Annotated in this window: 26 protein-coding genes; 17 read left to right on the forward strand and 9 right to left on the reverse strand. The window is 62.1% G+C overall.

Translation table 11 applies throughout. The annotated features are described in order from the left end of the window. Entirely contained in the window at positions 1-804 is an 804-nt protein-coding gene (locus NBW56_RS00355; protein ID WP_250257556.1) for a sulfite exporter TauE/SafE family protein, read from the reverse strand. A gap of 99 nt (positions 805-903) precedes the next feature. Here NBW56_RS00355 and holA point away from each other — a divergent pair, with 99 nt between their 5' ends. After that, positions 904-1893 (forward strand): DNA polymerase III subunit delta, encoded by a 990-nt coding sequence (gene holA / locus NBW56_RS00360; protein ID WP_250257557.1) that lies wholly within the window; start codon positions 904-906, stop codon positions 1891-1893. A gap of 213 nt (positions 1894-2106) precedes the next feature. Here holA and rpsT read toward each other — a convergent pair whose 3' ends face one another. Together rpsT and NBW56_RS00370 are read right to left on the reverse strand one after the other, a co-directional pair. Beyond that, positions 2107-2373, reverse strand: coding sequence for a 30S ribosomal protein S20 (gene rpsT, locus NBW56_RS00365; protein ID WP_250257558.1), 267 nt, complete (start codon positions 2371-2373; stop codon positions 2107-2109). A 253-nt stretch (positions 2374-2626) separates the two neighbouring features. Further along, positions 2627-3229 (reverse strand): type II toxin-antitoxin system PemK/MazF family toxin, encoded by a 603-nt coding sequence (locus NBW56_RS00370; RefSeq protein WP_250257559.1) that lies wholly within the window; start codon positions 3227-3229, stop codon positions 2627-2629. Between the two features lie 121 nt (positions 3230-3350). Here NBW56_RS00370 and lepA point away from each other — a divergent pair, with 121 nt between their 5' ends. The 3 genes from lepA to hemW are packed head-to-tail and all read left to right on the forward strand — an operon-like array spanning position 3351 to position 7145. Continuing rightward, entirely contained in the window at positions 3351-5192 is a 1842-nt protein-coding gene (gene lepA, locus NBW56_RS00375; protein WP_250258511.1) for a translation elongation factor 4, read from the forward strand. 11 nt (positions 5193-5203) lie between these two features. Beyond that, positions 5204-5977: an MOSC domain-containing protein gene (locus NBW56_RS00380; RefSeq protein WP_250257560.1), complete on the forward strand. Its 774-nt coding sequence runs from the start codon at positions 5204-5206 to the stop codon at positions 5975-5977. Then, positions 5961-7145 carry a radical SAM family heme chaperone HemW gene (hemW, locus tag NBW56_RS00385; protein WP_250257561.1) on the forward strand — a complete coding sequence of 395 codons (1185 nt, stop codon included), beginning with the start codon at positions 5961-5963 and terminating at the stop codon, positions 7143-7145. The genes NBW56_RS00380 and hemW overlap by 17 nt, the downstream gene beginning before the upstream one ends. Positions 7146-7649: 504 nt before the next feature. On the opposite strand, the gene NBW56_RS00390 is transcribed toward hemW, so the two are convergent. Continuing rightward, positions 7650-8531 carry a DUF3097 domain-containing protein gene (locus NBW56_RS00390; protein WP_250257562.1) on the reverse strand — a complete coding sequence of 294 codons (882 nt, stop codon included), beginning with the start codon at positions 8529-8531 and terminating at the stop codon, positions 7650-7652. Between the two features lie 125 nt (positions 8532-8656). Between NBW56_RS00390 and hrcA the strand changes: the two genes are divergently transcribed. From hrcA to NBW56_RS00445, 11 genes are all read left to right on the forward strand, one after another. Next, entirely contained in the window at positions 8657-9685 is a 1029-nt protein-coding gene (gene hrcA / locus NBW56_RS00395; RefSeq protein ID WP_250257563.1) for a heat-inducible transcriptional repressor HrcA, read from the forward strand. 33 nt (positions 9686-9718) lie between these two features. Next, entirely contained in the window at positions 9719-10873 is a 1155-nt protein-coding gene (gene dnaJ / locus NBW56_RS00400) for a molecular chaperone DnaJ (RefSeq protein WP_250257564.1), read from the forward strand. Then, positions 10870-11661, forward strand: coding sequence for a 16S rRNA (uracil(1498)-N(3))-methyltransferase (locus tag NBW56_RS00405; RefSeq protein WP_250257565.1), 792 nt, complete (start codon positions 10870-10872; stop codon positions 11659-11661). The genes dnaJ and NBW56_RS00405 overlap by 4 nt, the downstream gene beginning before the upstream one ends. Before the next feature lie 124 nt (positions 11662-11785). Next, complete coding sequence (locus tag NBW56_RS00410; protein ID WP_065247734.1) at positions 11786-12136, forward strand: HIT domain-containing protein; 351 nt, start codon at positions 11786-11788, stop codon at positions 12134-12136. A gap of 2 nt (positions 12137-12138) precedes the next feature. Further along, on the forward strand, positions 12139-13146 hold the full coding sequence (locus NBW56_RS00415; protein WP_065247735.1) for a PhoH family protein: 1008 nt from the start codon (positions 12139-12141) through the stop codon (positions 13144-13146). Next, positions 13143-13637, forward strand: a complete 495-nt coding sequence (gene ybeY / locus NBW56_RS00420; protein WP_250257566.1) for an rRNA maturation RNase YbeY — start codon at positions 13143-13145, stop codon at positions 13635-13637. Before NBW56_RS00415 ends, ybeY begins: the two co-directional genes overlap by 4 nt. Further along, positions 13634-14935, forward strand: a complete 1302-nt coding sequence (locus NBW56_RS00425) for a hemolysin family protein (protein ID WP_250257567.1) — start codon at positions 13634-13636, stop codon at positions 14933-14935. The genes ybeY and NBW56_RS00425 overlap by 4 nt, the downstream gene beginning before the upstream one ends. Positions 14936-14945: 10 nt before the next feature. Beyond that, on the forward strand, positions 14946-15884 hold the full coding sequence (gene era, locus NBW56_RS00430) for a GTPase Era (protein WP_250257568.1): 939 nt from the start codon (positions 14946-14948) through the stop codon (positions 15882-15884). 177 nt (positions 15885-16061) lie between these two features. After that, complete coding sequence (gene leuA, locus NBW56_RS00435; protein ID WP_250258512.1) at positions 16062-17774, forward strand: 2-isopropylmalate synthase; 1713 nt, start codon at positions 16062-16064, stop codon at positions 17772-17774. A gap of 14 nt (positions 17775-17788) precedes the next feature. Continuing rightward, positions 17789-18559 (forward strand): DNA repair protein RecO, encoded by a 771-nt coding sequence (gene recO / locus NBW56_RS00440; RefSeq protein WP_250257569.1) that lies wholly within the window; start codon positions 17789-17791, stop codon positions 18557-18559. Then, positions 18556-19356 carry an isoprenyl transferase gene (locus NBW56_RS00445; RefSeq protein ID WP_250257570.1) on the forward strand — a complete coding sequence of 267 codons (801 nt, stop codon included), beginning with the start codon at positions 18556-18558 and terminating at the stop codon, positions 19354-19356. Before recO ends, NBW56_RS00445 begins: the two co-directional genes overlap by 4 nt. 6 nt (positions 19357-19362) lie before the next feature. Here the strand turns inward: NBW56_RS00445 and NBW56_RS00450 are convergent, their stop codons facing one another. The 5 genes from NBW56_RS00450 to NBW56_RS00470 are packed head-to-tail and all read right to left on the reverse strand — an operon-like array spanning position 19363 to position 23118. Beyond that, positions 19363-19929 (reverse strand): DedA family protein, encoded by a 567-nt coding sequence (locus NBW56_RS00450; protein WP_250257571.1) that lies wholly within the window; start codon positions 19927-19929, stop codon positions 19363-19365. Between the two features lie 15 nt (positions 19930-19944). Next, positions 19945-20352 carry a Fur family transcriptional regulator gene (locus NBW56_RS00455; RefSeq protein ID WP_311201293.1) on the reverse strand — a complete coding sequence of 136 codons (408 nt, stop codon included), beginning with the start codon at positions 20350-20352 and terminating at the stop codon, positions 19945-19947. A gap of 5 nt (positions 20353-20357) precedes the next feature. Beyond that, on the reverse strand, positions 20358-21227 hold the full coding sequence (locus NBW56_RS00460) for a metal ABC transporter permease (RefSeq protein WP_250257572.1): 870 nt from the start codon (positions 21225-21227) through the stop codon (positions 20358-20360). Further along, positions 21224-21958, reverse strand: a complete 735-nt coding sequence (locus tag NBW56_RS00465; protein ID WP_250257573.1) for a metal ABC transporter ATP-binding protein — start codon at positions 21956-21958, stop codon at positions 21224-21226. Before NBW56_RS00465 ends, NBW56_RS00460 begins: the two co-directional genes overlap by 4 nt. Positions 21959-22002: 44 nt before the next feature. Further along, positions 22003-23118 (reverse strand): metal ABC transporter substrate-binding protein, encoded by a 1116-nt coding sequence (locus NBW56_RS00470; RefSeq protein WP_250257574.1) that lies wholly within the window; start codon positions 23116-23118, stop codon positions 22003-22005. A gap of 142 nt (positions 23119-23260) precedes the next feature. Between NBW56_RS00470 and NBW56_RS00475 the strand changes: the two genes are divergently transcribed. Beyond that, on the forward strand, positions 23261-24649 hold the full coding sequence (locus NBW56_RS00475) for a glycine--tRNA ligase (RefSeq protein ID WP_250257575.1): 1389 nt from the start codon (positions 23261-23263) through the stop codon (positions 24647-24649). A 16-nt stretch (positions 24650-24665) separates the two neighbouring features. Beyond that, positions 24666-25823 carry a tRNA dihydrouridine synthase DusB gene (gene dusB / locus NBW56_RS00480; RefSeq protein ID WP_250257576.1) on the forward strand — a complete coding sequence of 386 codons (1158 nt, stop codon included), beginning with the start codon at positions 24666-24668 and terminating at the stop codon, positions 25821-25823.

The following is a 25823-nucleotide window of genomic DNA, read 5'->3' on the forward strand; positions in this document are numbered from 1 at the left end:
CTATACGAACTGTCGCACGAGCGCGACGAGTGCGACGACGACGATGGTCGCACGCAATACCGAGTTCGGTAGACGCTTCGCAACGTGCGAGCCAACATAGCCACCGATCATCCCGCCCGCGGCGAGAATGACGACGCCAGCCCACCACACGTGCGCGTTGAAAAACAAGAACGCCACGAGGTAGATAATTGCGGCCGTCGCATTGACGTAGAGCTGCATGAGGTTCTTGACCGGGTTGACGTCTTTCATGCTGCGGGACGTGGCGACGCCGAGGATCCCCATGTAGAGAACGCCCTGTGCAGCGGTGAAGTATCCGCCATAGACGGCGGCCGCCCCCATGGGCGCGACGAGCCACGGGCTCTCGTATGCCTCGCCTACGGGGCCGGTTTGCGTGCAAGGAGCGGCCTCGCGCCGTTTATTGAGCCACGCCGTCAGGTAGGGCTGACCGATGACGAGGGCGAGCGCAGCGATGATGAGAATGGGCACGACGATGTCGAGAGCGCTCGAGGGGGAGAGGAGGAGCAGTATCGAGCCTGCGCTTGCGCACACGATCGTGGTGAGCGAGAGGGGAGCGAGGTAGCGCTTCTCCGCCGCGATTTCTTTGCGAAAGCCAAGGACGGAGGCGATTGTCGCGAAGGACATGCCGATCGTGTTGGTGCGCACGGCCACGCCGGGCGGGACGCCGAGTGCGAGGAGCACGGGAAGGGTGAGGAGAGAGCCGGATCCGACGGCTGCATTGACGATGCCCGCGAGTATGCCCATGATGAACAGCAGCAGCGCGCTCAAACCCAACACGGGTTCCACCTCCAGTTTGTTGTATACATTTAGATGTCATGAGTCACCGTAGCCGTTGACCTCGCGTCAAGCGCAAAGCGTTCGCCATGCGGTCGATAGACTCTCTTCATGGCCGAAGTCCAGTGGCACAGTATCGAACCCGCGCCCGTTGTGCTTATCGCGGGCAAGGAAGCGCTCCTTGCCCAGCGTGCGCTCGAGCGCATCGTGAACCTTAGTCGTGAACGGCACGCGGACCTCGAGGTTCACCGCTTTACTTCGACCGAGATCACGAAGAGCGATCTTCTCCAGTACACGGCGCCTTCACTCTTCGGTGAACCACGCCTCGTGATCATCGACGAGGTTACGCGCGGTGCCGAGCCCCTCATCAACGCCCTCATGGAGTACGTGAAAAATCCCGAACAGGATGTCACGCTCGTGCTCATCAACCGGGGAGACCAGCGTGCCAAGAAACTCCTCGATGCCGTGAAGAAGTCGGGCGCGCCCTGGGTGAATGCCGCCGAGATCAAGACTCAAAAGGCAAAAATGACGTTCGCGATGAGCGAGTTCTCTCGTGCGCGCCGCCGCGTCAACTCCGATGCCGTCAAAGCTCTCGTTGATGCGTTCGGCACCGACCTCATGGAACTTGCAGCTGTGAGCACCCAGCTCATGCGCGACACCGAACCCGAGCCGGGGCAGCAGCCCGGCCCCATCACGCTCAGGCACGTCGAGGCTCTTACGGCAGGTCGCGCGGAGACAACGGGTTTTGCGATCGCCGACGCCTGCCTCGCCGGCAAAGAACGCGAAGCGCTCGTGCTGCTTCGCCAAGCCGAACTCTCGGGGCTGTCTCCCGTCGCCATCGTCGCGACGATTGTGCGCAAGGCCAGGCAGGTGGCGCAGGCAGCGATCCCCGGTGCGACGGCAAAGAGCACAGGCATGCAGGACTGGATGTTCCGCAACAACGCTCAGCTCGCCCGCCACTACTCGGAGCGAGCGCTCGCCTCAGTGTTCGAGTCCCTCGCTGCAGCGGATGCCGCGGTTAAGGGTAATGATCGTGACCCAATGTGGGCGCTTCAACGCCTTATCGTTGAGATTTCGCGCGCCAGGAGGGGCCGGGCATGAATCGTTTCGACTGGAGAACCGCTCTGTGGGTGGCGGGTGGTGCGCTTCTCACGCTTCTTCTCGTGCTGTCGTTCGCGAAGGACCTCGTCGCGCAGGTGCTGATCATCTTCGGCTAGGAAGGTCGACGCACGGGTCGATCCATTGCCAACAAGGCAACGAAAAAGGCCCCGCCGAAGCGGGGCCTTCCGTCACGCTAAAACGTGAGAACTATGCTCACTTCTCGAGCGTCGCCACAAGCTTCGCGAGACCCGACTTGCGGTTCGCGGCCTGGTTCTTGTGGATAACGCCCTTCGACACAGCCTTGTCGAGCTTGCGCGAAGCCTCACGAAGAGCCTTGGTCGATGCTTCTGCATCGCCAGCGGCAACCGCGGTGCGAACCTTACGCACGTAGGTCTTGAGCTCGCTGCGGTACGCCTTGTTGCGTTCCTGAGCTTTCGCGTTGGTCTTGATGCGCTTGATCTGGGACTTGATGTTTGCCACGAGGTGCCTTTTCTAGATGTTGAGGTGAAACGCCGCTCATGAGAGGTGCTCGCGCTCGACGGGGACGGGCGGTGGGGTATCGCCTGGAGACGTCAAACGTTCGCATCACGAACGGAAAAACTCACGCCGGCGCATGCAGCACTACGCCCCAGAGACACGAAAGGGGTGCAAGTGCGCCGCACTCAGCGCAGTATGTTCACACATACAGCCGTCAACTCTACCAGCGGCCGGCGCGAAAGCACAGGGCTTCAGCTCACCAGCCGTGTTCTTCGCGTGTGGCATTAGCCACCCGATCAAAGCGAGCCTTGTCGAGCTTGCCGCCCTCGCGTCGCACCTTGGAGGCTTCGAGGCGAATGAGGCGATCGACCCTCACTTCCGAGGGACGGTGCTTGGCGTCCCACGAACCGGTGCCGATGTCCACCCAGCGATTGCCGTGTTCATCGGTGTGATCGCCCTTGCCTCGATCGCGCGAGGTGAGCATGAGTGCCACGATCACGCCATTGCCCTCCTCAGCAAGCACGAGAACGGGGCGATCCTTGCCCTTCGAATGATCCTCCTCGAACGGCACCCACGCCCACACGACCTCGCCCGGATCGGGGTTGCCGTCTGCCGCAGGTGCATACGTGATGGTCAGGGGAGCGCTGCTGGCGCGATCGGGGAGCGCGGAGTGCGCTTCGCTTGGGCCGGCACCATCGCGGGTTTGTGGTCCGACGTTTGCCGGGCCGGCGTCGGACCTTTTCCGTTTGTTTTCGAAGGCCCGCACTCCCTCCCGGGCGAGGCGGCCAGCGGCGCGCTGCACCCGCCGGTTTCGGGCGAGTGTGCCAGCGATGGACTTGAGTGACGAGAGAACGCTCATGGTGTGACCGTATCAACCCGTGCGATGGCGGGAGTGAACGGGCCAAAAACGAGTGTGCATGGGACAATGAAGGCATCTTTGCCCGTCGAAAGGATTCCCGTTGACTAGCGCCCCCGCGAACATGCGCGAGATCGAGCCAGCCGCGACCTCCATGGAGAGGATTCGCAACTTCTGCATCATCGCGCACATCGATCACGGCAAATCGACTCTCGCCGACCGCATGCTCCAGCTCACCGGCGTAGTTGATGAGCGTGCGATGCGGGCCCAGTATCTCGACCGCATGGATATTGAACGCGAGCGCGGCATCACGGTGAAAAGCCAGGCCGTGCGCATGCCGTGGGTCGTGGATGGCGAGGCCTATGCGCTCAACATGATCGACACGCCGGGCCACGTGGACTTCACCTACGAGGTCTCGCGTTCGCTCGCCGCTTGCGAAGGCGCGATTTTGCTGGTCGATGCCGCTCAGGGGATCGAAGCACAGACCCTCGCGAATCTCTACCTCGCGCTCGATAACGACCTTGAGATCATCCCCGTGCTCAACAAAATTGATCTGCCGGCTGCCGATCCGGAAAAGTACGCCGCGGAGATTGCCCAGCTCGTGGGCTGCGAACCCGAAGACGTGCTCAAGGTTTCCGGCAAGACCGGCGAGGGAGTTGAGGCGCTTCTCGATCACGTCGTACGCACGATCCCGAAGCCCCATGGGCGCATCGATGCGCCCTCGCGCGCGATGATTTTTGACTCCGTGTACGACACCTATCGGGGCGTTGTCACGTATGTGCGTGTGGTTGACGGGCAACTCGACCCGCGCGAGAAAATTCAGATGATGTCGACCGGTGCGACTCACGAACTGCTTGAGCTCGGCGTGATTTCGCCCGAGCCGAAGCCCACGAAGGGGCTCGGCCCCGGCGAGGTCGGTTACCTCATTACGGGCGTGAAAGACGTGCGCCAGTCGAAGGTCGGTGACACCGTGACCGCTGCGCTGCGCGGCGCCGAAGAACCGCTAGCCGGCTACTCCGAACCGAAGCCGATGGTGTTCTCGGGGCTCTTCCCGATTGATGGCTCCGACTACCCGGCACTGCGAGACGCGCTCGACAAACTCAAACTTAACGACGCCGCGCTCAATTACGAGCCGGAAACGTCGACCGCGCTTGGCTTCGGTTTCCGCGTGGGCTTTTTGGGGCTGCTTCATCTCGAGATTGTGCGCGAGAGGCTCGAGCGCGAATTCAACCTGGACCTGATCTCGACTGCGCCAAGTGTGATCTACCACGTGACCATGGAGGACGGCACCGAGGTTGAAGTTCTCAACCCCTCGGACTTCCCCGAGGGCAAGGTTCACGAGATTCGCGAGCCCGCCGCGAAATCCACGATTCTCGTGCCTAAGGAATTCGTGGGCACCGTTATGGAGCTGTGCCAGTCAAAACGCGGAACGATGAAGGGTATGGACTACCTGAGCGAAGACCGCGTGGAGCTTCGGTACACCCTTCCCCTTGCCGAAATCGTGTTCGATTTCTTCGACCAGCTCAAGAGCCGAACGAAGGGCTATGCCTCGCTCGACTACGACGTGCAGGGTGAGGAAGCGGCCGATCTGGTTAAGGTGGACATGCTGCTTCAGGGCGAAACGGTGGACGCCTTCAGCGCGATTGTGCACCGCGATAAGGCCTACCACTACGGCGTAGAGATGGCCGGCAAACTCAAAAACCTCATTCCTCGCCAACAGTTCGAGGTGCCCATCCAGGCGGCGATCGGCTCGCGCATCATCGCTCGCGAGAACATCCGCGCGATTCGCAAGGACGTGCTCTCCAAGTGCTACGGCGGCGACATCTCACGTAAGCGCAAGCTGCTCGAGAAGCAGAAGGAAGGCAAGAAGCGCATGAAGTCGATCGGCTCGGTTGACGTGCCGCAGGAAGCGTTCATCGCGGCATTGCGCTCGGACGGCGGCTCGGCCGACGGCAAAAACAAGTGAGAGGCGTGAGCATGAACGTTGAACCGCTTTCGGTCACCATTACTGACGCCCCGGCGCGCGTGGTCTCGACGTGCTCGGTGGATTCCCTCTTCCACGTCGAAGCAACGGGGATACGCTCGGGGATCAACAAGGTCCCGCGCCCGGAGGGGATCAAGCTCTTGACGCACGGCGTGCTCGGCGACGTGCAGGGCGATACCGAACATCACGGCGGTCTTTTCAAAGCCGTGTACGCGTTCGCGCGCGAAACTCGCGAAGAACTTGCTCGCCAAGAAGGTTTCAGTGGTCTGCCCGACGGTGCCTTCGGTGAAAATCTGGTCACGGAGGGCATTGATACCGACGAGGTCGTCATCGGCTCGCGCTGGCGGATTGGCGGTGCCGAGCTTGAGGCGAGCGTGCCGCGCCAACCCTGCAAGACCTTTGCCGTCTGGATGGGGCGCTTCGCCGATCAGGCGGGGCTCGAACAGCGGGGCCCGTGGGGACGCCGCTTCACTGCTTACGGCAAGTGCGGCGCGTACTTCCGCATCGTGCGCGAGGGCGTTGTGCGCCCGGGCGATGAGATCGAGGTCCTGTCGGTTCCCGAGCACGGCGTCAGTATCGGCGAAATATTCCGCGGACTCACGGACGAGATTGATCCGGCGAGCGCCAAGGCGCTCCTGACCTGGGCCCGCGACACTGAAACGCCCGTGTACACGTCCATGGCAAAGGGATGCCTCGCGGCGCTCCAAAGTGCCGATATCGCGTTTGAATTCCCCGCCTCGCTCATCACTGATGGCCGCGGCAACTAACGTCAAGGGCCGAGGCCTCTCGGTCTATATTCATGTGCCGTTTTGCGCGGTGCGGTGCGGGTACTGCGACTTCAACACCTACACCGCGAAGGAACTCGGCGGCGGAGGCTCCCAGGCCGAATACCCCGCTAATGCGATGCGCGAAATGGATCTCACGCTCGCGGATGATGAAGCGTCGGGCTTTTCTTACAACCGAGTTGACACGGTGTTCTTTGGTGGCGGAACCCCCACGCTGCTTCCTGCCGATGACCAGGCGCGCATGCTCGCGCACCTCAGCTCGCTCATCCCTCTCGCCCCCGATGTCGAGGTGACGACCGAAGCGAACCCCGATTCCGTCACGCGGGACTCCCTCTTCCGCCTCGCCGATGCCGGATTTACTCGCGTGAGCTTTGGGATGCAATCGGCGGTGCCGCGCGTGCTCGCGATCCTCGACCGCACCCACAACCCCGAATCCGTGCCACGGGCCGTCGCGTGGGCCCGGGAAGCGGGCCTTCAAGTAAGCCTCGACATGATTTATGGAACGCCGGGGGAGACGCTCACGGACGTCGAGACCACGATCGAGGCGATCACCGAGATGCAACCGGATCACGTGAGCGCCTACTCGCTCATCGTCGAGGGCAACACCAAAATGGCGCGTCAGCTGCGGCGTGGAGAGCTCACCGAACCCGACCCAGACTTCATGGCCGATGCCTACGAACTCATCGCGGACCGCACGCGAGCCGCGGGCTTCGAGTGGTATGAGGTCTCGAACTTCGCGCGCGGCGAGGCGTATCAATGCCGCCACAACCTCGCCTACTGGCGGGGCCGCGACTGGTGGGGGATCGGCCCCGGCGCGCATCGACACCGCGACGGCTACCGCTCGTGGAACCTCAAGCACCCCTCACGCTATGCCGCCGCCCTCGCCGCCGGGCGTTTGCCCGTCGACGGGTTCGAGAACGTTTCGCCCGAGGATCGCGCGCTCGAGCGCCTCATGCTCGAGATGCGTATCCGGGAGGGTTTCGAGGCGGCGAGTAACCCGCTCACCTCGAGCGATGAGGCACGCGAGGTGCTCGAGCAGCACGTGGCAGCGGGGCGGTTGGATGCGTGTGCATGGGATAGCGGGATCGTGAGGCTTTCCGACGCCGGCCGGCTCATCGCCGATGCCATTGCGCGCGATGTTTTGCCTTGAGAGCGCCTTTGAAGCGGCGAAGACTCGGGTGATCCCTACGGTTCATCTTGATCACTTTCGTTGTCCGTTTTCTTATGTCGGGCGACGAATTGTTGAAGAACGGTAAAAATTAGAAAGCCGAGAAGCAGGATCGCCACGATCATCACGACAACAACGAAAATGACCATAAACCACGGGGACCTAAAAATCATGAGATACCTACGCTTTCGAAAGTCACCGATAACCCGACCTTGCACCTACCTGAACCTATCACGTGGCTTGGATCACGTTTAGTGCAGATGAGGGCCCGGACAGTCGGACGGGCAGTTGTGGCGTCCGTCAGGGCAGTGCATGATGTCTCGGTTGCGGCTTACGGCTGGATCTTGAATGAATACAGAGCACCGCATGGTTTTGGCAGAAGCGGGGACTCGGCCGCATAGTTAATGCTTCTGGTGGCTCTTGGGCGCGGGCGAGGTAAGCGTCGGATTTGGTTCCGTGCTCAAACCCCCACAAACCCAATGCAATTCAGTGAGTGGCGGTGACGAAATCGATAAGTTCTTCGATGCGCCCGCTAAGGGTCGGCTCGACATCCGCGTACGAGCGCACCCGCCCGAGAATCTTTTGCCACCCTTCGGCGATGTCCGCCTGCGACTCTGCGGGGAGGCCGAGCGCCTTGAGCGAGCCGACCTTGATGTCGACGCCTCTTGGGATGTGCGGCCACTTCTCGAGCCCTACTCGCGCGGGTTTCACGGCCTGCCACACATCGACGTACGGGTGACCGAGGATGAGAACGTGCTCACGTATTCCCGGCTCGCGCATGACGCTCTCGGCGATGCGGGTTTCCTTGGATCCCGCAACGAGGTGATCGACGAGCACGCCGAGCTTGCGGTCCGGCCCCGGCCGGAAAGCCCGAACGCGCTCGAGAAGATTATCGGCGCCATCGAGCATTTCGACAGCAACGCCCTCGATACGCAGGTCGTGCCCCCACACCTTCTCCACGAGTTCCGCATCGTGCTTGCCTTCCACCCAAATCCGCGAGCCCCGCGCCACGCGGGCACGCGCTCCCTCAACGTAGGTCGAGCCCGACGCGCTTCGCTTCGGGCCCGACGTTTGCCGAGCAGCCGGCGGATCACCCTTTGTGGGTGGAACAAGGCGAACGGGTTTCCCATCGATCAAGAAGCCTGGGCCGAGGCGGAACGTGCGGAGGCGCCCATGACGATCCTCGAGTTCGACGATGTGGATGCCGCCGGATTTCTCGACGCGCGTGACGGCGCCAACCCAGCCGGTTTGGACATCCTCGACGACGAGCCCGCGCTCGGCGGGGACATCCCTGCTCGCGGGGCGTTTCGGGTGAAAGGCATCCCCGGTACCGGAAAGGACGTCGTGGCCGTAGCGATCGATATTCACGGCGCTTTACGCTACCAGGGGCGTGTTCGCTCACAGGGGATCGCCACACCGTGCGAGGAGCGACCAGTGCGCGTAGTATTGGCACTCGAAGCCCGTGACTGCTAACGCGCGAAAGGATGAGATACATGGATGAGCGCAAGCTCAGCATCCTCGGCGCAATCGTGGAAGATTACGTGGCGACCCGCGAACCCGTGGGCTCGAAGTCACTGCTGGAACGTCACGAGCTAGGCGTGAGCGCCGCGACCGTGCGCAACGACATGTCGGTGCTCGAAGAAGAGGGGCTCATCATGCAGCCCCACACCTCGGCGGGGCGCATCCCCACCGATAAGGGCTACCGCGTGTTCGTCGATTACGTCGCGCAGGTCAAACCCCTTTCAGCGCCCGAGCGTCGCGCAATCCACACGTTCTTCGACGGTGCCCACGACCTCGATGATCTGCTGTCCCGCACGGTGCGTCTGCTCTCGCGCCTCACGAATCAAGTCGCCGTTGTGCAGTACCCCGCGTTGCGCCAGGCTCACGTGCGTCACGTTGAACTCGTGAAGACTTCCGAAACCCTCTTGCTCGTTGTGCTCATCACCGATGCGGGCCGAGTGGATCAGCAAACGATTTCTCTTCAGCACCCGCAGGATGCCGCGTTCTATGAACGCCTGCGCGAGCGCATCAATCGCGTGTGCGCATCGAGGCCCGTGACCTCAGTGGGCGGGGACCTCAATGCACTCCTCGAGGAGGAATCCGCACCAACACGCGCTGCCGCCACCGAAGTGCTCGAGGCGCTCGGCGAACTGCTTGCCTCGCGCCGCGAGGATCGTATGATCGTCGGCGGCGTCTCGAATCTTGCTCGCGGTGAGCAGTTCTCGCGCGAAGTTGGCCCGATGCTCGACCTCCTCGAGGAGCAACTCGTGCTTTTGCGGCTTCTTGGCGAGATGCATTCGAACTTCGGCGAGGTCGACGTGCTGATCGGCGAGGAGCTCAGTAGCGTTTCCGGTGATGCTCTTCAGCGCGCAGCCCTCGTGGGGAGCGCCTATACCGAAGCGGCGGGTGGCGTTTCGCCGTCTTCACGTATTGCGATCCTCGGCCCCTCGAGCATGGATTACGTGACCTCCATATCTTCCGTGCGCGCCGTCGCCCGGTATATTTCCCGTTTCATCGGTTAAGAACTGCACCCAACTCTCAAGGAACCACACTTCGTGAACGACGATTTTTACGAGATCCTCGGCGTCTCCAAGGACGCCAGCGCGGACGAGATCAAGAAGGCCTACCGTAAAAAGGCCCGCAAGCTTCACCCCGACGTGAACCCCGATCCTTCTGCGGCCGATCAAATGAAGAAGGTCTCGCAAGCCTACGAGACGCTCTCCAATCCTGAAAAGCGTCGCATGTATGACATGGGCGGGCAGAGCCCGTTCGGCGGCGGTGGTTTCGGTGGCTTCGGTGGGGGAGCGACGTTCGACTTCTCCGACCTGTTTGAGGCGTTTGCGGGCGCGAGTGGCATGGGCGGCGGGCGCGGGCGCGGTCCCATTCCCCGTGAGCGGCGCGGCAACGACATTCTCCGACGCATGACGCTCGAACTCGACGACGTTGTGTTCGGCTCCGAAAAAGAGCTCACGTTCCCGACGGCTGTGACGTGCAATCGATGCCACGGCAATTGCTGTGAACCGGGAACCGGAACGAAGAAATGCACCGTGTGTAGCGGAAGCGGACACGTGCAGCGCACCGTGAACTCCCTGCTTGGGCAAATGGTGCAGCTCGCGCCGTGCTCGGCGTGCCAGGGCCACGGCACGACCATCGAGAATCCTTGCGCCGAATGCCAGGGCCACGGCCGTGTGCAAGAAGAGCGCACGATTACCTTGCGCGTTCCCGCGGGCATCGATACGGGACGCCGCATTCAGCTTCGCGGCGAGGGCGAGGCCGGTGAGGCCGGCGGCCCCGCGGGTGATCTGTTCGTTGAAGTGCGTGTCAAGGAGCACGAAATCTTCCACCGTGAGGGCAACGACCTGCTTGCGCGCCTCACGATTTCGATGGTGGCCGCAGCCCTCGGCACGAAGGCCACTCTCACCACGTTTGACGGTGAACGAGAGGTCGAGATCAAGCCCGGCACCCAGCCTGGCGAGGTGTACCGCATGCGGGGGCTCGGTGTGAACTCGCTTCATGGTGACACGCGCGGCGACATTCTCATCGAAGTGGGCGTGGAAATTCCGAAGAAGCTCTCCGGTGCCGAGCGCGATGTGCTGTCGCAGTTTGCTGAAATGCGCGGGGAATCCGACCTGCGCGAAGCCGCCAAGAATGCCCAGCACAGCGATGGCGGAGTTTTCGCCAAGATCCGCGAGAAGTTCCGCGAGCTGTGAGCCTCAAAAACTTTCTTCTCCTCGAAGACACGCTCGAAGGAGCGAGCACCGGGGCAGCGTTCTCGATCGGTGGGGATGAGGGCCACCACGGGGCGCGCGTCATGCGTTTGCGCTCGGGAGAGCGCATCCTCGTGACCGACGCGAGCGGGCACCAGGCGGAGGCCTTGGTCGTAAACGTGTCGAAATCGGGTTTTGACATCGAGCTCAATGAAACACCGATTTCCCAGGCAGAGCCTTCGACTCTGCTCGTCCTCGTCCAAGCACTCGCGAAGGGTGGTCGGGACGAATCGGCGATCGAAATGGCGACCGAACTCGGCGTGGACCGTGTGATTCCGTGGCAAGCGGACCGCAGCGTCGTTCAGTGGAAGGGTGTGAAGGAAGAAAAGGGGCGCGAGAAATGGCGCTCGCGCATTATCGCCGCGGTCAAGCAATCGCGCCGCGCACGCATCCCTGCCCTGGAGACCGCTGTGACGAGTGCGGAACTTGTGCCCCTCATCGAGAGTGCGGTTTCTCGTGGGGCCATGGTCCTTGCTCTCCACGAGAGTGCGACCGAAAGGCTCGGTGGAGTGACTCGCGAGCTCGCGATGCGCGCCGCGAACGCGGGAGAAATGCCTGGGGAAGTGTGGGTCCTCGTCGGTCCCGAAGGGGGCATAAGCGACGAGGAGATTCGCCGATTTTCCGCCGCCGGCGCGGCCCCAGTTCTACTCGGGAACGAGATTCTTCGGGCGTCAAGCGCGGGACCAGCGGCTCTTGCCGCACTCTGCTCGGTGATCGGTCGATGGCAGTAGCTCGTTCACAATGACACCCGTGGCCCCAGGTGCACGCTCGAAGGCGTCGGACCCCACACGTGGGCACACCGCTTGCCCACTAGACTGGTGGGGCCAACGCTCTCATGCACCCGAGGAGGAGCCGATGACCACCACCGATCCGAACTGTATCTTCTGCAAGATCGTTGCTGGCGAGATCCCGTCGACCAAGGTCTACGAGGACGCCAACGTCGTGTGCTTCAAGGACCTCGAGCCGAAGGCTCCCGTGCACGTGCTCGCCGTGCCCAAGGAGCACTACTCCAACATCGTGGAACTCTCCGCCAATAAAGACCTGCTCGCCGCGGTCGTCAAGGCCGCGGGCGCCGTTGCGAAGGAACAGGCCCAGGGGGAGTTCCGCTTCATTTTCAACACCGGTGAAAGCGCTGGCCAAAGCGTTTTCCATGTACACGGACATATTCTCGCCGGTACGCCCCAGTCTGAAGGAGACCTCTTCTAACCGTGCAGGAGACCACCGAAATTCTCGAGCGCTACGTCGCGATCCCCGATCACTTGCGCCCCGTCGCCGTCCTCGGCGCAAACGACCAGGCCCTCAACGTCATCGAAAAAATCATGCCGGACATCGACGTGTCGATGCGCGGGCATCAAATCACGCTGCGCGGCCCCGAAGGCTCGCTCGACCGCGCTGCCGCGATCATGAACTCCCTTATTGAAATCGCCGCGAGCGGCGAAACCGTGACGGGTGAGGCGGTCCACCGCGCGGCGGAACTCTACGGCGATGATCGACGCCGGGATCAGCACGTGTCGCAGATCCTCAGCCAGTCCGTGCTCTCGTCCCGGGGCCGTACGATCCGCCCGAAGACCGTTGGGCAAAAGGACTACGTGGACGCGATCGACGAGAACACCATCGTGTTTGGCATTGGCCCCGCGGGCACCGGCAAAACATACCTCGCCGTCGCGAAAGCCGTGCGGGCTCTGCTCGATAAGCAGATCAACCGCATCATTCTCACCCGCCCCGCGGTCGAAGCAGGGGAGAGGCTCGGCTTCCTCCCGGGCACGCTCAACGAGAAGATCGACCCGTACCTGCGCCCGCTTTACGATGCCCTCCACGACATGCTCGATCCCGAGTCGATTCCGCGCCTCATGGGCGCCGGAACCATCGAGGTTGCTCCGCTCGCCTACATGCGCGGGCGCACCCTCAATGACGCCTTCATCATCCTCGACGAAGCCCAAAACACGACCGCCGAGCAAATGAAGATGTTCCTCACGCGCCTTGGGTTCAACTCGACAATGGTGATCACCGGAGACGCGACCCAGGTTGACCTCCCCGGCGGAACGAAGAGCGGTCTCAAGGTCGTTGAGCGAATCCTCGGCAACGTTGACGACATCGCCTTTTGCCACTTGAGCTCGAAGGACGTTGTGCGCCACCGACTCGTGAGCGACATCGTTGATGCGTACGCACGCTGGGATCTTTCCGAGTTCTCTCCGAAAAAGAAGGCCAAGCGATGAGCATCGAAGTCAATAATGAGACCACCGCGAAGATCGACGCGCGCGAATTCGTGGATCTTGCCCGATATGTCTTTGACGCGATGTTCCTGCATCCCGCAACGGAACTCTCCATCACGTTCGTGGATGAGAGCGCAATGAGCGACCTTCACGAGGAGTGGATGGACCTCGAGGGCCCCACCGACGTGATGAGTTTCCCCATGGATGAATTGCGCGAGGGAACCGAAGGCGAGCTCGCCCCCGAAGGGCTCCTCGGCGATATCGTCATCTGCCCCTCCGTTGCCGCCACCCAGGCGCGCATTGCGGGGCACAGCACCGAAGAAGAGATGCTCCTTTTGCTCACGCACGGCATCCTTCACCTGCTTGGCTACGACCATGTTGAACCCGAGGATGAACGCGTGATGTTCACGCTCCAGCGCAAGCTTCTCCTCACGTTCCTCGCGGGCCGTACCTCGCGCGTGGGCATCTCCGATACCGGGGGTCCGCGCCCGTGAACACGATCGCTATTCTTATTCCCCTCGCCATCATCGCGATCATCCTCGCGGTGTGCTTCTCGGCGGCCGATGCTGCCCTGAGCGCGCTGTCGCGCCACAGCATCGAACGTTACTTTGAGGATGAGGAGAAGAAGCGCGACCGCATCCTCACGATGCACGACGACACGCACACGACGTTCGCGACCATCGCGCTCGGGCGCGTCCTTGCCGAGGCAACCTACGCGGTCATCATTACGGCCTGCATGTTCGAGAGCCTCGAGGGCCTGTGGCTTCCGTTGCTCCTCGCGATCACGGTGACGTTCCTCGTGTCCTTCATGGGAGCCTCCGTCTCGCCTCGAACCCTTGGGCGTCGCGCTCCAGAGAAGACAATCTCGTTTCTCGTCCCCCTCGTGCGGTTCGCTCGCATTGTGCTCGCGGTGCCGTCGAAGGTGCTCATCCACATCTCCAATGCCTTTACCCCCGGCGGCAAGGTTGCGGGAGGTCCCTTCGCCACCGAAGAAGAGCTGCGCCACTTCGTTGATCGAGCGAGCGAAACCGAGGCGCTCGAAGACGACGAACGCAACATGATCAAGGGCGTGTTCGACCTCGACGACACGATGATTCGCGAGGTCATGGTGCCGCGCACCGACATGGTGACGATCGATGCGGATGCAACAGCAAATAAAGCGATGCGCCTCTTCGTGCGTTCGGGCTACAGCCGTATCCCCGTGATCGGTGAAGAGGGCGTTGACGACTTAAAGGGCATGCTTTACTTCAAGGACGTCATGCGCGCGATCCACTCGCCGTGGAATCCAGGTGGGGATCGCCCCGTCACCGAGATCATGCGGCCCGTGAAGTTCTACCCGGAATTTCTTACCGCGGACCGGGTCATGGAGGAAATGCGCACCTCCCGCGTCCACGTGGGCATCCCCGTCGACGAGTACGGAGGCGTCGCCGGCATCGTCACCATCGAGGACATCCTGGAAGAAATCGTGGGCGAAATTGCCGACGAGCATGATCGGCGCGAGCACGAGGCGGAAAAGGTTTCCGACGCTGAATACCGCGTGTCCTCGCGCATGACCGTCGTCGAGGTGGGGGAACTCTTCGATCTCGAGATTGAAGATGAAGATGTCGATACGATCGGTGGCCTTCTCGCGAAAACCATTGGCCGAGTGCCCATCATCGGAGCCGAAGGGGACGCGCACGGTCTCCACATGGAGGCCGATCGCACGAGCGGCAGGCGCAAGCAGGTCTCGGCGATCCTCGTGAGCCGCGCCCCGCGCGAGACAGCCAACGATTCGCGCGAGAGCGACGACTAGGAGAGCAAAGGTGGAAACTGTGCATCGAAGTGGCTTCGTCGCGCTCGTGGGAAGGCCCAACGTGGGCAAATCGACCCTCACGAACGCGATGGTAGGCGACAAAGTCGCGATCACGAGTTCGAAACCCCAAACGACGAGGCGCGCGATCCGAGGGATCGTGAGCCGCGAAAACGATCAGATCATTATCGTTGATACGCCGGGTGTGCACCGACCGCGCACCCTTTTGGGTAAGCGACTCAACGATCTTGTACGCGAGACCCTGGCCGAGGTTGACGTCGTGGGCTTTTGCCTTCCGGCGGATCAGAAGATCGGGCCCGGCGACCGCTATATCGCGGAGGATCTTCGGCAGTTGCGAGGCAACCGTCGGACCCCCGCGATCGTGGCGATCGTGACGAAAGCGGACCTCGTGAGCCGTGATGATCTGGCCGCCCACCTCATGGAAGTAGAGCGATTCGTTCAGGCGGAGGACATTGTTCCCATCTCCGCCGTCGAGGGACAACAGATCGACGTTCTCATGGACGTCATCGCCTCGCATCTTCCCGAGGGGCCGGCGCTCTACCCGGATGATCAACTCACCGAGGAGAGCGTGAGCGACCGTATCGCGGAGCTTGTGCGCGAGGCGGCTCTCGAGGGCGTCCGCGACGAGCTTCCACATTCGCTCGCGGTCGTGGTCGAGGAGATCGTCGAGGAGTCTCTCGATGGAGATCCGTTTGCCGAGGTGGTACTAGGGGAGGGGCGGCTTGTGGTACGCGTGTCCCTCTTCGTCGAACGCGATTCGCAAAAGGGCATCGTGATCGGCAAGGGCGGCAAGCGCCTCAAGCAGGTCGGCACGCGGGCGCGCCGCGGTATTCGGGATCTCATGGACCGCCCCGTTCATCTCGATATTCGCGTCAAGGTCGCGAAGGATTGGCAGCGTGACCCGAAACAGCTCGGCCGCCTGGGCTTCTAATATTTTGGGCGTTTTCATCTCACAGTTTGAGTGTCCGACGGTTGCCGCCCTGAGGTTTGCGCCCTCAGGTGTAAGGTGACGGCCATGAACCGTCACGCTCGTACCGTCTCCGCGACCGAAGATCCGAGTACGCCCGTTGTGGGTCAGCACGGCGATGCGCCGCAAACCCCCTCTGGCATGCCTGTGGATCGCTATACGCCCTTCCACGAGCACATTCCCTTCACTCTCGAGGATCGTCAGTGGCCGAACCGCGTGGTGACGCGCGCCCCGCGGTGGTGCGCGGTTGATCTTCGCGACGGCAATCAGGCCCTCATCGACCCCATGAACACCGAGCGTAAACTCCGGATGTTCAACCTTCTCGTGGAGATGGGTTACAAGGAAATCGAAATCGGTTTCCCCTCGGCCTCGCAAACGGATTTCGATTTTTGCCGCACGCTCATCGAACGGGATCTCATTCCCGATGACGTGACGATCCAGGTGCTTGTGCAGTGCCGTGAGCACCTCATCGAACGCACGTATGAGGCGCTTGAGGGGGCGAAGCGGGCGATCGTGCACTTCTATAACTCCACGTCGATTGTGCAGCGTGATGTCGTGTTCCGCGCGAACGAAGACGAGGTGCTCGACATCGCCGTGCAGGGAGCGTTGCTCGCGAAGAAGTACGAGGAGTCGCTTGAGGGCTGCGATATCACGTATGAGTACTCACCGGAGTCGTTCACAGGGACCGAGGTCGAGTACGCGGCGCGCGTGTGCAACGCGGTTATTGACATCATCAAACCCACGCCCGACAAGAAAATCATCATTAACCTCCCCGCGACCGTCGAGATGGCGACCCCGAACGTGTACGCCGATTCGGTCGAATGGATGGATAGGAACCTTCATTCGCGCGAGAGCGTGGTGCTCTCGCTTCACCCGCACAACGATCGCGGTACGGGTGTGGCGGCAGCGGAGCTCGGTTATCTCGCGGGCGCGGACCGCATCGAAGGTTGCCTCTTCGGCAACGGCGAGCGCACGGGCAATGTGGATCTTGTGACACTCGGCCTCAATCTTGCGACGCAGGGCGTTGATCCCCAGATCGACTTCTCTAACGTGCCCGAGATCCGCCGCACGGTTGAGCACTGCAATCAGATCGATGTGCACGAGCGCCACCCCTACGGCGGCGATCTCGTTTTCACGGCATTCTCGGGCTCGCATCAGGATGCGATCAAGAAGGGGCTCGAGCGCATGGAGGCCGATGCCTCCGAGGCCGGCGTCGAGGTGAGCGATGCGACGTGGCGCGTCCCGTACCTGCCGGTTGACCCGAAAGACATTGGCCGCAGCTACGAGGCCGTCATCCGCGTCAATTCGCAGTCCGGTAAGGGCGGCATGGCGTACCTTTTGCGCACCGAGCACGGCCTGGACCTACCGCGCCGTTTGCAAATCGAGTTCTCGAGCATCGTGCAGCATCGCACCGATACCGCTGGTGGCGAGGTGACCCCGGCAGAGCTGTGGGAGACCTTCGTGGACGAATACCTGCCGCACCCCGATGCGGCAAAACGCTGGGGGCGCTACGGTTTCCGCGGTGTCACCCAGCACTCCGAAGGGGACGGCACCGATCGGATCGCCGTACAGCTGCGCGTCGAAGACCACGAGAGCACGGTCGAGGGGCTCGGTAACGGCCCGCTCGACGCGTTCGTCAAGGCTCTTGCCTCACGCGGCGTGAAGCTCAGGATTCTCGACTATGCGGAGCACGCCCTTAGCGAAGGCGATGACTCGCTCGCCGCCGCGTATATCGAAGCGGAGATCGGCGAATCGATCTACTGGGGCGTGGGCGTCGACGGTTCGATTACGCGTGCCTCGCTCCAGGCCCTCGTTTCAGCACTCAACCGGGCGGCACGCGCCGGGATCCTTTAAGGGGCGCCAGTCGGGTGGTCTCGAGGCTGTACCGTGACGATGCGATTGTTCTTCGCACCCAGGATCTGGGGGAGGCCGATCGCATCGTCACCCTCTATTCGAAAAATCACGGGAAGCTTCGGGCCGTGGCGAAGGGGGTAAGAAAAACCTCCTCGCGGTTCGGAGCGCGACTTGAGCCTTTTCAGCGCGTCGACGTGCAGTGCTATCGCGGCCGCTCGCTCGATACCGTCTCGCAGGTCGTGACAATCACGGCCTATGCCGAGCAGATCGCGGGTGACTACGGCCGATATACGGCCGCAGCGGCCATGGGAGAGGCCGTCGAACGGCTCACCAATGAAGGCTTCGACCCCACCAGCGCACACTACATGATGCTCGTAGGAGCGCTTCATGCGCTCGTGCATTCGGGGCGCCCACCCGTGCTCATTCTCGACGCTTTTCTTTTGCGCACGATTGCGATGGCGGGCTGGCGCCCGGAGCTTCGACGCTGCGCCGTGTGCGGCGCCGAAGGCCCACACCACGCCTTCGATGTGGCCCAAGGAGGCGTCGTGTGCCGTGATTGTCGGCGCCCCGGCGCCGTTGCCGCGCGGCCGAGCGTGACCGAGCATATGATCTTTCTCCTCGCGGGCGATTGGGAGGAAGCTCTCGCAACCGAGGCCGCGGCCCAGGGAGAGGCCGGCCGGCTCATTGCGCGTATCCTCGCCTATCACCTGGAACGGCCGCTCACTGCCCTAGACTTGGTGGATCGATCCATTGAAAGCGCCCCGGCGCCGAAGGAGCACGCGTGAAATCCTCGTTTGTGAAACCGCCCGAACACCCCTCGGGCGAAACCGCCCCGATTCTCGAGGAACGCTTTATCCCGAAACACGTGGCGGTAGTCATGGACGGAAATGGTCGATGGGCGAATAAGCGTGGCCTGCCGCGAACAGAGGGGCACGCCGCCGGCGAAGCAGCGCTGCTTGATGTAGTGGCAGGCGCGATCCAGGCGGGTGTCACCCATCTGAGTGCGTACGCATTTTCCACCGAAAACTGGTCGCGATCCCCAAGCGAAGTGCGCTTCCTCATGGGCTTTTCGCGCAGCGTTCTTCGCCGCCAACGCGACACCCTTCACTCGTGGGGGGTTCGCATCAAGTGGATCGGTCAGGCGAAGCGCCTGTGGCCGAGCGTGATTAAGGAACTGCGAGAGGCCGAAGAGCTGACGAAGCACAACCCGGGTCTCACGCTCTACATGTGCGTCAACTACGGTGGCCAGGCGGAACTCGCGGATGCGGTAAAGGAGATCGCCGCGAAGGTCAAAAGTGGCAAACTCTCGCCCTCGCGCGTGAGTGAGAAGACTATCCGTGCGCATTTGTACGATCCGGAAATGCCCGATGTTGACCTGTTCATCCGTACCTCGGGTGAGCAGCGCACGTCCAATTTCCTCCTCTGGGAGGCCGCGTACGCTGAAATGCTTTTTGTTCCCGAGCTGTGGCCCGATGTGGATAGGCGAACGCTCTGGCGCGCAATCCTCGACTACGCGAAGCGCGATCGTCGATTCGGTGGCGCGGTCGACAAAGTCGCGAGTTCGCCTGAGAGCAGCGCGTAGGGCCTGCTAGATCCCACGCCCGTTGGCATCGTTCGTGGTCTCGTCGGGAAGGAGGGGCGCCCGCTCACCCGTCACATCACGCTCATGGGCAAGTTCTCGCGTGGCCCGGTTCCGCTCGGCACGCTTACGAAGGATGTGGAATGTGAGGAGTCCGACGGCTGCCAGGGCAATCGCCGCGGCCACGTAAGGGTTCGAGAGTGCCACTTCCCACCACAGTGCAAAAGCGGCGAGGCCCACGGTCGCGTATATCACGGCCCACGCGATTCCCCCCACGATGAGGGCTGGGAGGTAGCGTGTTAGCGGCATGCGAGTCACGCCCGCCGCGAGGTTTGCGGCCGTTTGGAAGCCGACCGTGAGGAAGCTGAGCGCGACGATCGGCGCACCCCACCTATTGACCTTCTCCGCGGCATTTTCCACGCGTGGGCTCGTGAGGATCGCGTGGAAGCGGCCACGGTTCGCGAGCCTGTAGGCGAGGCGCCCCAAAAGGTACGTGCCTCCTGCTCGGCAATAGATGACGACGAGAAGGAAGGCGATGGCGGGGACGAGGGGGAGTGAAGTGATCCAATCAAGCATTCGAGCGGATCGCGCCTACTTCGACGCTGATGCTGCGGAACACTCGGGGCAGGAGCCGAAGATTTCCATCGTGTGCTCAATCTGGGTGAAGCCGTTTTCGCGAGCGATGGTGTTTGCCCACTCCTCGAGCTCCGGCGGAAGAAACTCGATGGTTTTGCCGCACGTTCGGCACACGAGGTGGTGGTGGTGTGATTCCGTGGTGCACTGGCGGTAGATTGCTTCGCCGGAATCGGTGATGATGACGTCAACGAGTCCGGCATCCACCAGCGGCTGCATGTTGCGGTACACGGTCGCAAGGCCCACTGATTCACCGTCGGCTCTCAAAAGATCGTGAAGCTGCTGCGCGGTCATGAAATCTTTTGCCGATTCGAGCGCGCGCAAAATCGCGGTGCGCTGCTTTGTGGTGCGCAGTGGTTTCGCCACTTCAATCACATGCCCTTCGGTTCCGTCGAGATTCGCGCACGGCCAAGAATCGTTTGCGCGAGAACTCCCAGGATATAGAACCCGATCGCGATCAGCACGATCACGCCGCCAGGTGGGAGGTCGACGTACACGGTCAGTACCAGCCCACTCACCGCGCAGATCACACCGAGGAGCATGCTCATACGCATTGTGCGGGCGAAGCCGCGAACGATTTGTTGCGAAGCGGCGACCGGCACGATCATGAGCGCGGAGACCATGAGAGCACCAACGATTCGCATGGCGAGAGTTACGGTGAGAGCGGCCATGATTGCGATGAGCACGTTCACGGCACGTACGGGAAGGCCGATGGCACGCGCGTGTTCCTCGTCGCTTGTCACGGCGAACAGAAGCGGGCGCGCGCCGACACCGACGACAAGAATGACGAGCGCAAGGGCGAGGGCAACCCACAGATCAGAGTGCGTGACCGTCGCGAGTGACCCGAAGAGATACGCCATGAGGCTCTGCGACGTGCCACCAGCAAGTTGGATGATCACGACACCGCCGGCGATGCCGCCGTAAAAAAGGATCGCGAGGGCTGTGTCTCGGCTCGTGTGGCCGACTTCGCGCACGTACTCGATGAGCACGGCACCTATGACACTCGCGGCGAGCGCCCCCGGGATGGCGAGCGCATCGCTACTGGAAAGTTGGAAGATCGAGCTTGCAAACCACCCGATAGCCACGCCCGTGAGCGCGACATGGCCAAGTCCGTCGCCAAGGAGCGAGAGCCGCTTTTGCACGAGGTAGGTGCCCACGACGGGCGCTGTAAGCCCCACGAGAACCGCGATGATGAGGGGGTAGCGGACGATCGGCGAGAGAAGAAGGTCGAGGGGGCTCACGGGTGAATCTCGTTCCCTAGGCACTGGTCGATGGTCTCGTTCACGTGGTGCTTTCCGTCCTCGCTCTCGCTTGCATCCGCATGCGGATCGTCGTGGGGGAGTGGGCCGTCGTGAACAATTCGACCTTCCTCCATCACGATTGCGCGCGTAATGAGGTCGCGCAGCGGGTCGAGATCATGGAGCACGACAACGACGGTCGTCCCACGCTCGTGGAGCTTGCCGATGAGCTGAGAGATGTTCTCTTGAGTCGCGGCGTCAACCCCGGTAAAGGGCTCGTCGAGGACAAGAATGCGTGGCTCCCGCACGAGAGCGCGAGCGATCATGACGCGCTGACGCTGGCCGCCGGACATTTCCGTGACGGCGCGGCTCGAAAGATCACCGAGCCCCACGAATTCGAGGGCTTGCTGGACCTTGTGCTTCGGCGCCCGCGTGAACAGTCGCGTGCTCGTGAGCAGACCGCTCGCGGTTGTTTCGTACGCGCTTGCCGCGATATTTCCGCTGAACGCGGCCATCTGCGGCACGTACCCGATCGCGTCGTGCACACCGCGCGTAGTCGAGGGGCGCCCGAGAATCTGAGCGCTTCCACCTGAAAGGGGGAGCACCCCAATCATGGCCTTGAGCAGCGTCGACTTGCCCGAGCCGTTTGGCCCAAGAATAGCGACGACTTCACCCTCGTTAATGCGGGCTGTGACATCCTTGAGTACGACGGAGCCGCCGCGTTTGAGATTCACATGTCGAACCTCAAACGCGGCGGCGTCGTGGGTGCTGGCGCTACTCACTGCCAGGAGGCAACGAGTTTGTCGGCGTTGTCTCGCATGACCTGAGCATAATCTTTCTTTGCATCGAGCTGCGTCTCAAGATTGTCAAGTTCCTCAGCCTTTGCGCCGGTGCGGCTCGCGAGTGCCTCCGCAACGGCGGGAGTCGCGGAGGTTTCGAAGAACACGGTCGTGAGCTTTTCCTTCTTCACGAGTTCGGCAAGCTCGAGCAGGCGCTCGGTCGACGGTTCATTCTCGGGGTCGATACCGGCGATACCGATCTGGTGCAGATCGTAGGTGTCTGCGAGGTAAGCGAAAGCCGTGTGGCTCGTAATGAAGGCCTTCTCGCGGTCCACCGACTCATACTTTTGGTGAAGCTCCTCGTCGAGGTCCGTAAGCTCCTTCTCGAGTGCCTCGTAGTTCTTCGCGTAATCCTCGGCATGCTCGGAGTCGATGTCCGAAAGGGCGTCGGCAAGTGCCTTCGCAGCCTTGATCATGCGGTGGGGATCCTGCCAGAAGTGGGGATCGATTCCGCCGTGATCGTGGTGGTGGCCCCCGTGATCGTGATCATCGTGGTCGTGATCGTCGTGCTCATGGGCGTGGTCATCGCCTCCGCCGTCGCTCGCTTCGTGCTCATGATCATCGTGGTCGTGATCGTGTTCGTCGCCGTGCTCATGTTCATGCGCATGACCGTGCTCGTGCTCAAGCTCCTCGCCGCGCGCGGGAAGGATGTCCACGAAGTCGTTGAGGTTCACAAGCTTCTTTGGCTTGTGTGCCCTGATCGCGTCGTCAACCGCGTTCTGGTAGTGCTCGATCTGCACCACGAGATCGGCGTCGGCCATCTGCGCCACCTGCTGCACCGACAGTTCGAGACCGTGCGGGTCGATGCCCGGCTTCACGGGATTAATGATCGACACGTGCTCACCGCCCACCTTTTCGGCGAGGTACTGGGTGGGGTAGCACGTGATCATGACGGAAAGATCGCCGGATCCCGAGGTGGCGTCGGAACCCTTGCCCTTCTCAGAGGTGCCGCCGCACCCTGCAACGAGGGCAGCGAACGAAAGCCCGCCGCCGAGGGTGAAAGCACGGCGCGAGACCGGGGTGGACAGACCGAAAGAAGACCGTGAGTTATTCATGAGAACTATTATCAGTGATGCTTGTGGCATGCGGCAAATCTGTGGCCGTGCATGCGTGAGAAGAAGCAACGTTTTCGCGGTTTCTGGTTAGGGTGGAACAAAGCGTGCAAGCCATGCATGCCCAGCGTCCCAAGGAGATCTCGTGGCGAAGCCCCAACCGTCGAAGCTCGATAACGTCATCGCCCTCGCGAAGAAGCGTGGTTTTGTGTTCCCCGCCGGCGATATTTACGGCGGCACGCGCTCGGCGTGGGATTACGGCCCCCTCGGCGTTGAGCTCAAGGAGAACATTAAGCGCCAGTGGTGGCGCACCTTCGTGACCTCCCGCGCTGACATGGTGGGGCTCGACTCCTCGATCATTCTGCCCACGCGCGTGTGGGAGGCCTCGGGTCACGTGAAAACCTTTACCGACCCCCTCATCGAGTGTCGCAGCTGCCACAACCGTTTCCGCGAGGATCACCTTGTAGAAGAGTTCGAAGAGCGCAAGGGACGCAAGGCCGAAGGCATGAGCGAGATCCCGTGCCCGAACTGCGGCACGAAGGGCGAATTCACCGAACCGCAGCAGTTCTCGGGTCTCATGAAAACCTACCTCGGTGCCGTCGATAACGAAGCGGGGCTTCACTACCTGCGTCCCGAAACAGCGCAGGGGATTTTCGTGAACTTCCTGAACGTTGTGAACGCCGCGCGCGTGAAACCGCCGTTTGGCATTGGCCAGGTGGGCAAGTCCTTCCGTAACGAGATCACCCCCGGCAACTTCATTTTCCGTACGCGCGAATTTGAGCAGATGGAAATTGAGTTCTTTACGCAGCCTGAGCGCGCCGGTGAGTTCTTTGACGAGTGGGTTGAGGCGTGCGAAAAGTGGTTCTTTGACCTCGGCATCAAGCCGGAAAACGTTCGCCGTTTCGACGTTCCAGAGGAGGAGCGTGCGCACTACTCCGATGCAACGATTGACCTCGAATACCGCTTTGGATTCCAAGGCAGTGAATGGGGTGAACTCATGGGCGTCGCGAACCGCACCGACTTCGACCTCGCGAGCCACGCGGAGGCCTCGGGAACAAAGATGCAGTACTTCGATCAGGCGAGCGGCGAGCGCTACACGCCGTACGTGATCGAACCATCGTTCGGCCTTACTCGCTCGATGATGGCCTTCCTGATCGACGCCTACGAAGAGGATGAGGCGCCCAACACCAAGGGCGGTGTGGATAAGCGCACGGTGCTCAAGCTCGATCCACGCCTCGCCCCCGTCAAGGTCGCCGTTCTTCCGCTCTCCAAGAGCGAAGATCTTCAACCCACCGCGCACAACCTCGCCGCGGAGCTTCGCGCCCTGTGGAACATCGAGATGGACCTTTCGGGCGCGATTGGTCGTCGCTACCGTCGCCAGGATGAAATTGGTACGCCCTATTGCGTCACGGTCGACTTCGACACTCTCGATGACCAGGCCGTGACGGTGCGCGACCGCGACACAATGGCGCAAGAGCGCGTGGCCCTATCAAAGATCAAGGGTTACCTCGCTGAGCGCCTTGCGGGCTGCTAAGGAGCGCCTTTCACGCATGAGCCGTTCCCTCACGATTGGCCCTCACACGAGCGATACTCCCGTTGTTCTCGCCCCGATGGCTGGGGTCACCAATATGCCGTTTCGGCTTTTGTGCCGCGAGTTCGGTGCCCGTCATTCGGCGAATGACGGTGGTTTCTTCGTCTCCGAAATGGTCACGAGTCGCGCGATCGTCGAACGTCACCCCGAAACGATGCGCCTCGTCACCATGGGGGAGCGCGAAACTCCGCGCTCGATCCAGCTGTACGGCGTAGATCCCGCCACCATCGCGGCTTCGATCCGCGTACTGCGCGAGCTCGACCTCGTTGACCACGTGGATCTCAACTTCGGCTGCCCCGTTCCGAAGGTCACCCGCAAGGGCGGCGGCGCGGTGCTTCCGTGGAAAACGGAGCTTTTCACGCGGATCGTGACGGAGGCAGTGAAAGCGGCCGAGGACGTTCCAGTGACGGTAAAAACCCGCATGGGCGTCGACGACTCTCATCTCACCTACCTTGATGCCGGTCGGATTGCGGAGGAAGCCGGTGCTGCAGCCATCGCCCTTCATGGCCGCACCGCCAATCAGCATTACTCCGGACACGCTCGCTGGGAGGCGATCGCGAGCCTCAAGCAAGCTGTCACGAGCATTCCCGTTCTCGGCAACGGGGATATTTGGAGCGCCGAGGATGCGCTTCGCATGGTCGAAGAAACCGGGTGCGACGGCGTCGTTGTGGGGCGCGGGTGCCAGGGCCGCCCGTGGCTTTTCGCCGATCTCGCGGCAGGATTTGCCGGCAAACCAGACCGCGTGAAACCCACGCTCGGTGAGGTTGCCCAGGTGCTCATTCGCCACGCGGAACTTCTCATCGAATTTTTCGAGGATGAGGGCCGCGGCGTGCGGGATCTGCGCAAGCACGTTGGGTGGTACTTCAAGGGGTATCCCGTAGGCGGAAAGGCACGGCACGCTCTCGCGACGATGGAATCGCTCGACGACCTCAAGGAAAAGCTTTCCGTGCTTGATTGGGAGGCCCCATACCCGGGCGAGCCGGTCGAGGGCCCGCGAGGGAGAGCGGGCCACCCGAAGCGCACGCACATGCCCGACGGTTGGCTCGACTCACGCGAGATTTCCCAAGAGCATCGCGCCCGCTTACACGAGGCGGAACTGTCCGTCTCGGGAGGGTAA

Source organism: Dermabacter sp. Marseille-Q3180, from assembly GCF_940792985.1.
In the GTDB taxonomy this organism is placed as follows: Bacteria; Actinomycetota; Actinomycetes; order Actinomycetales; family Dermabacteraceae; genus Dermabacter; species Dermabacter vaginalis.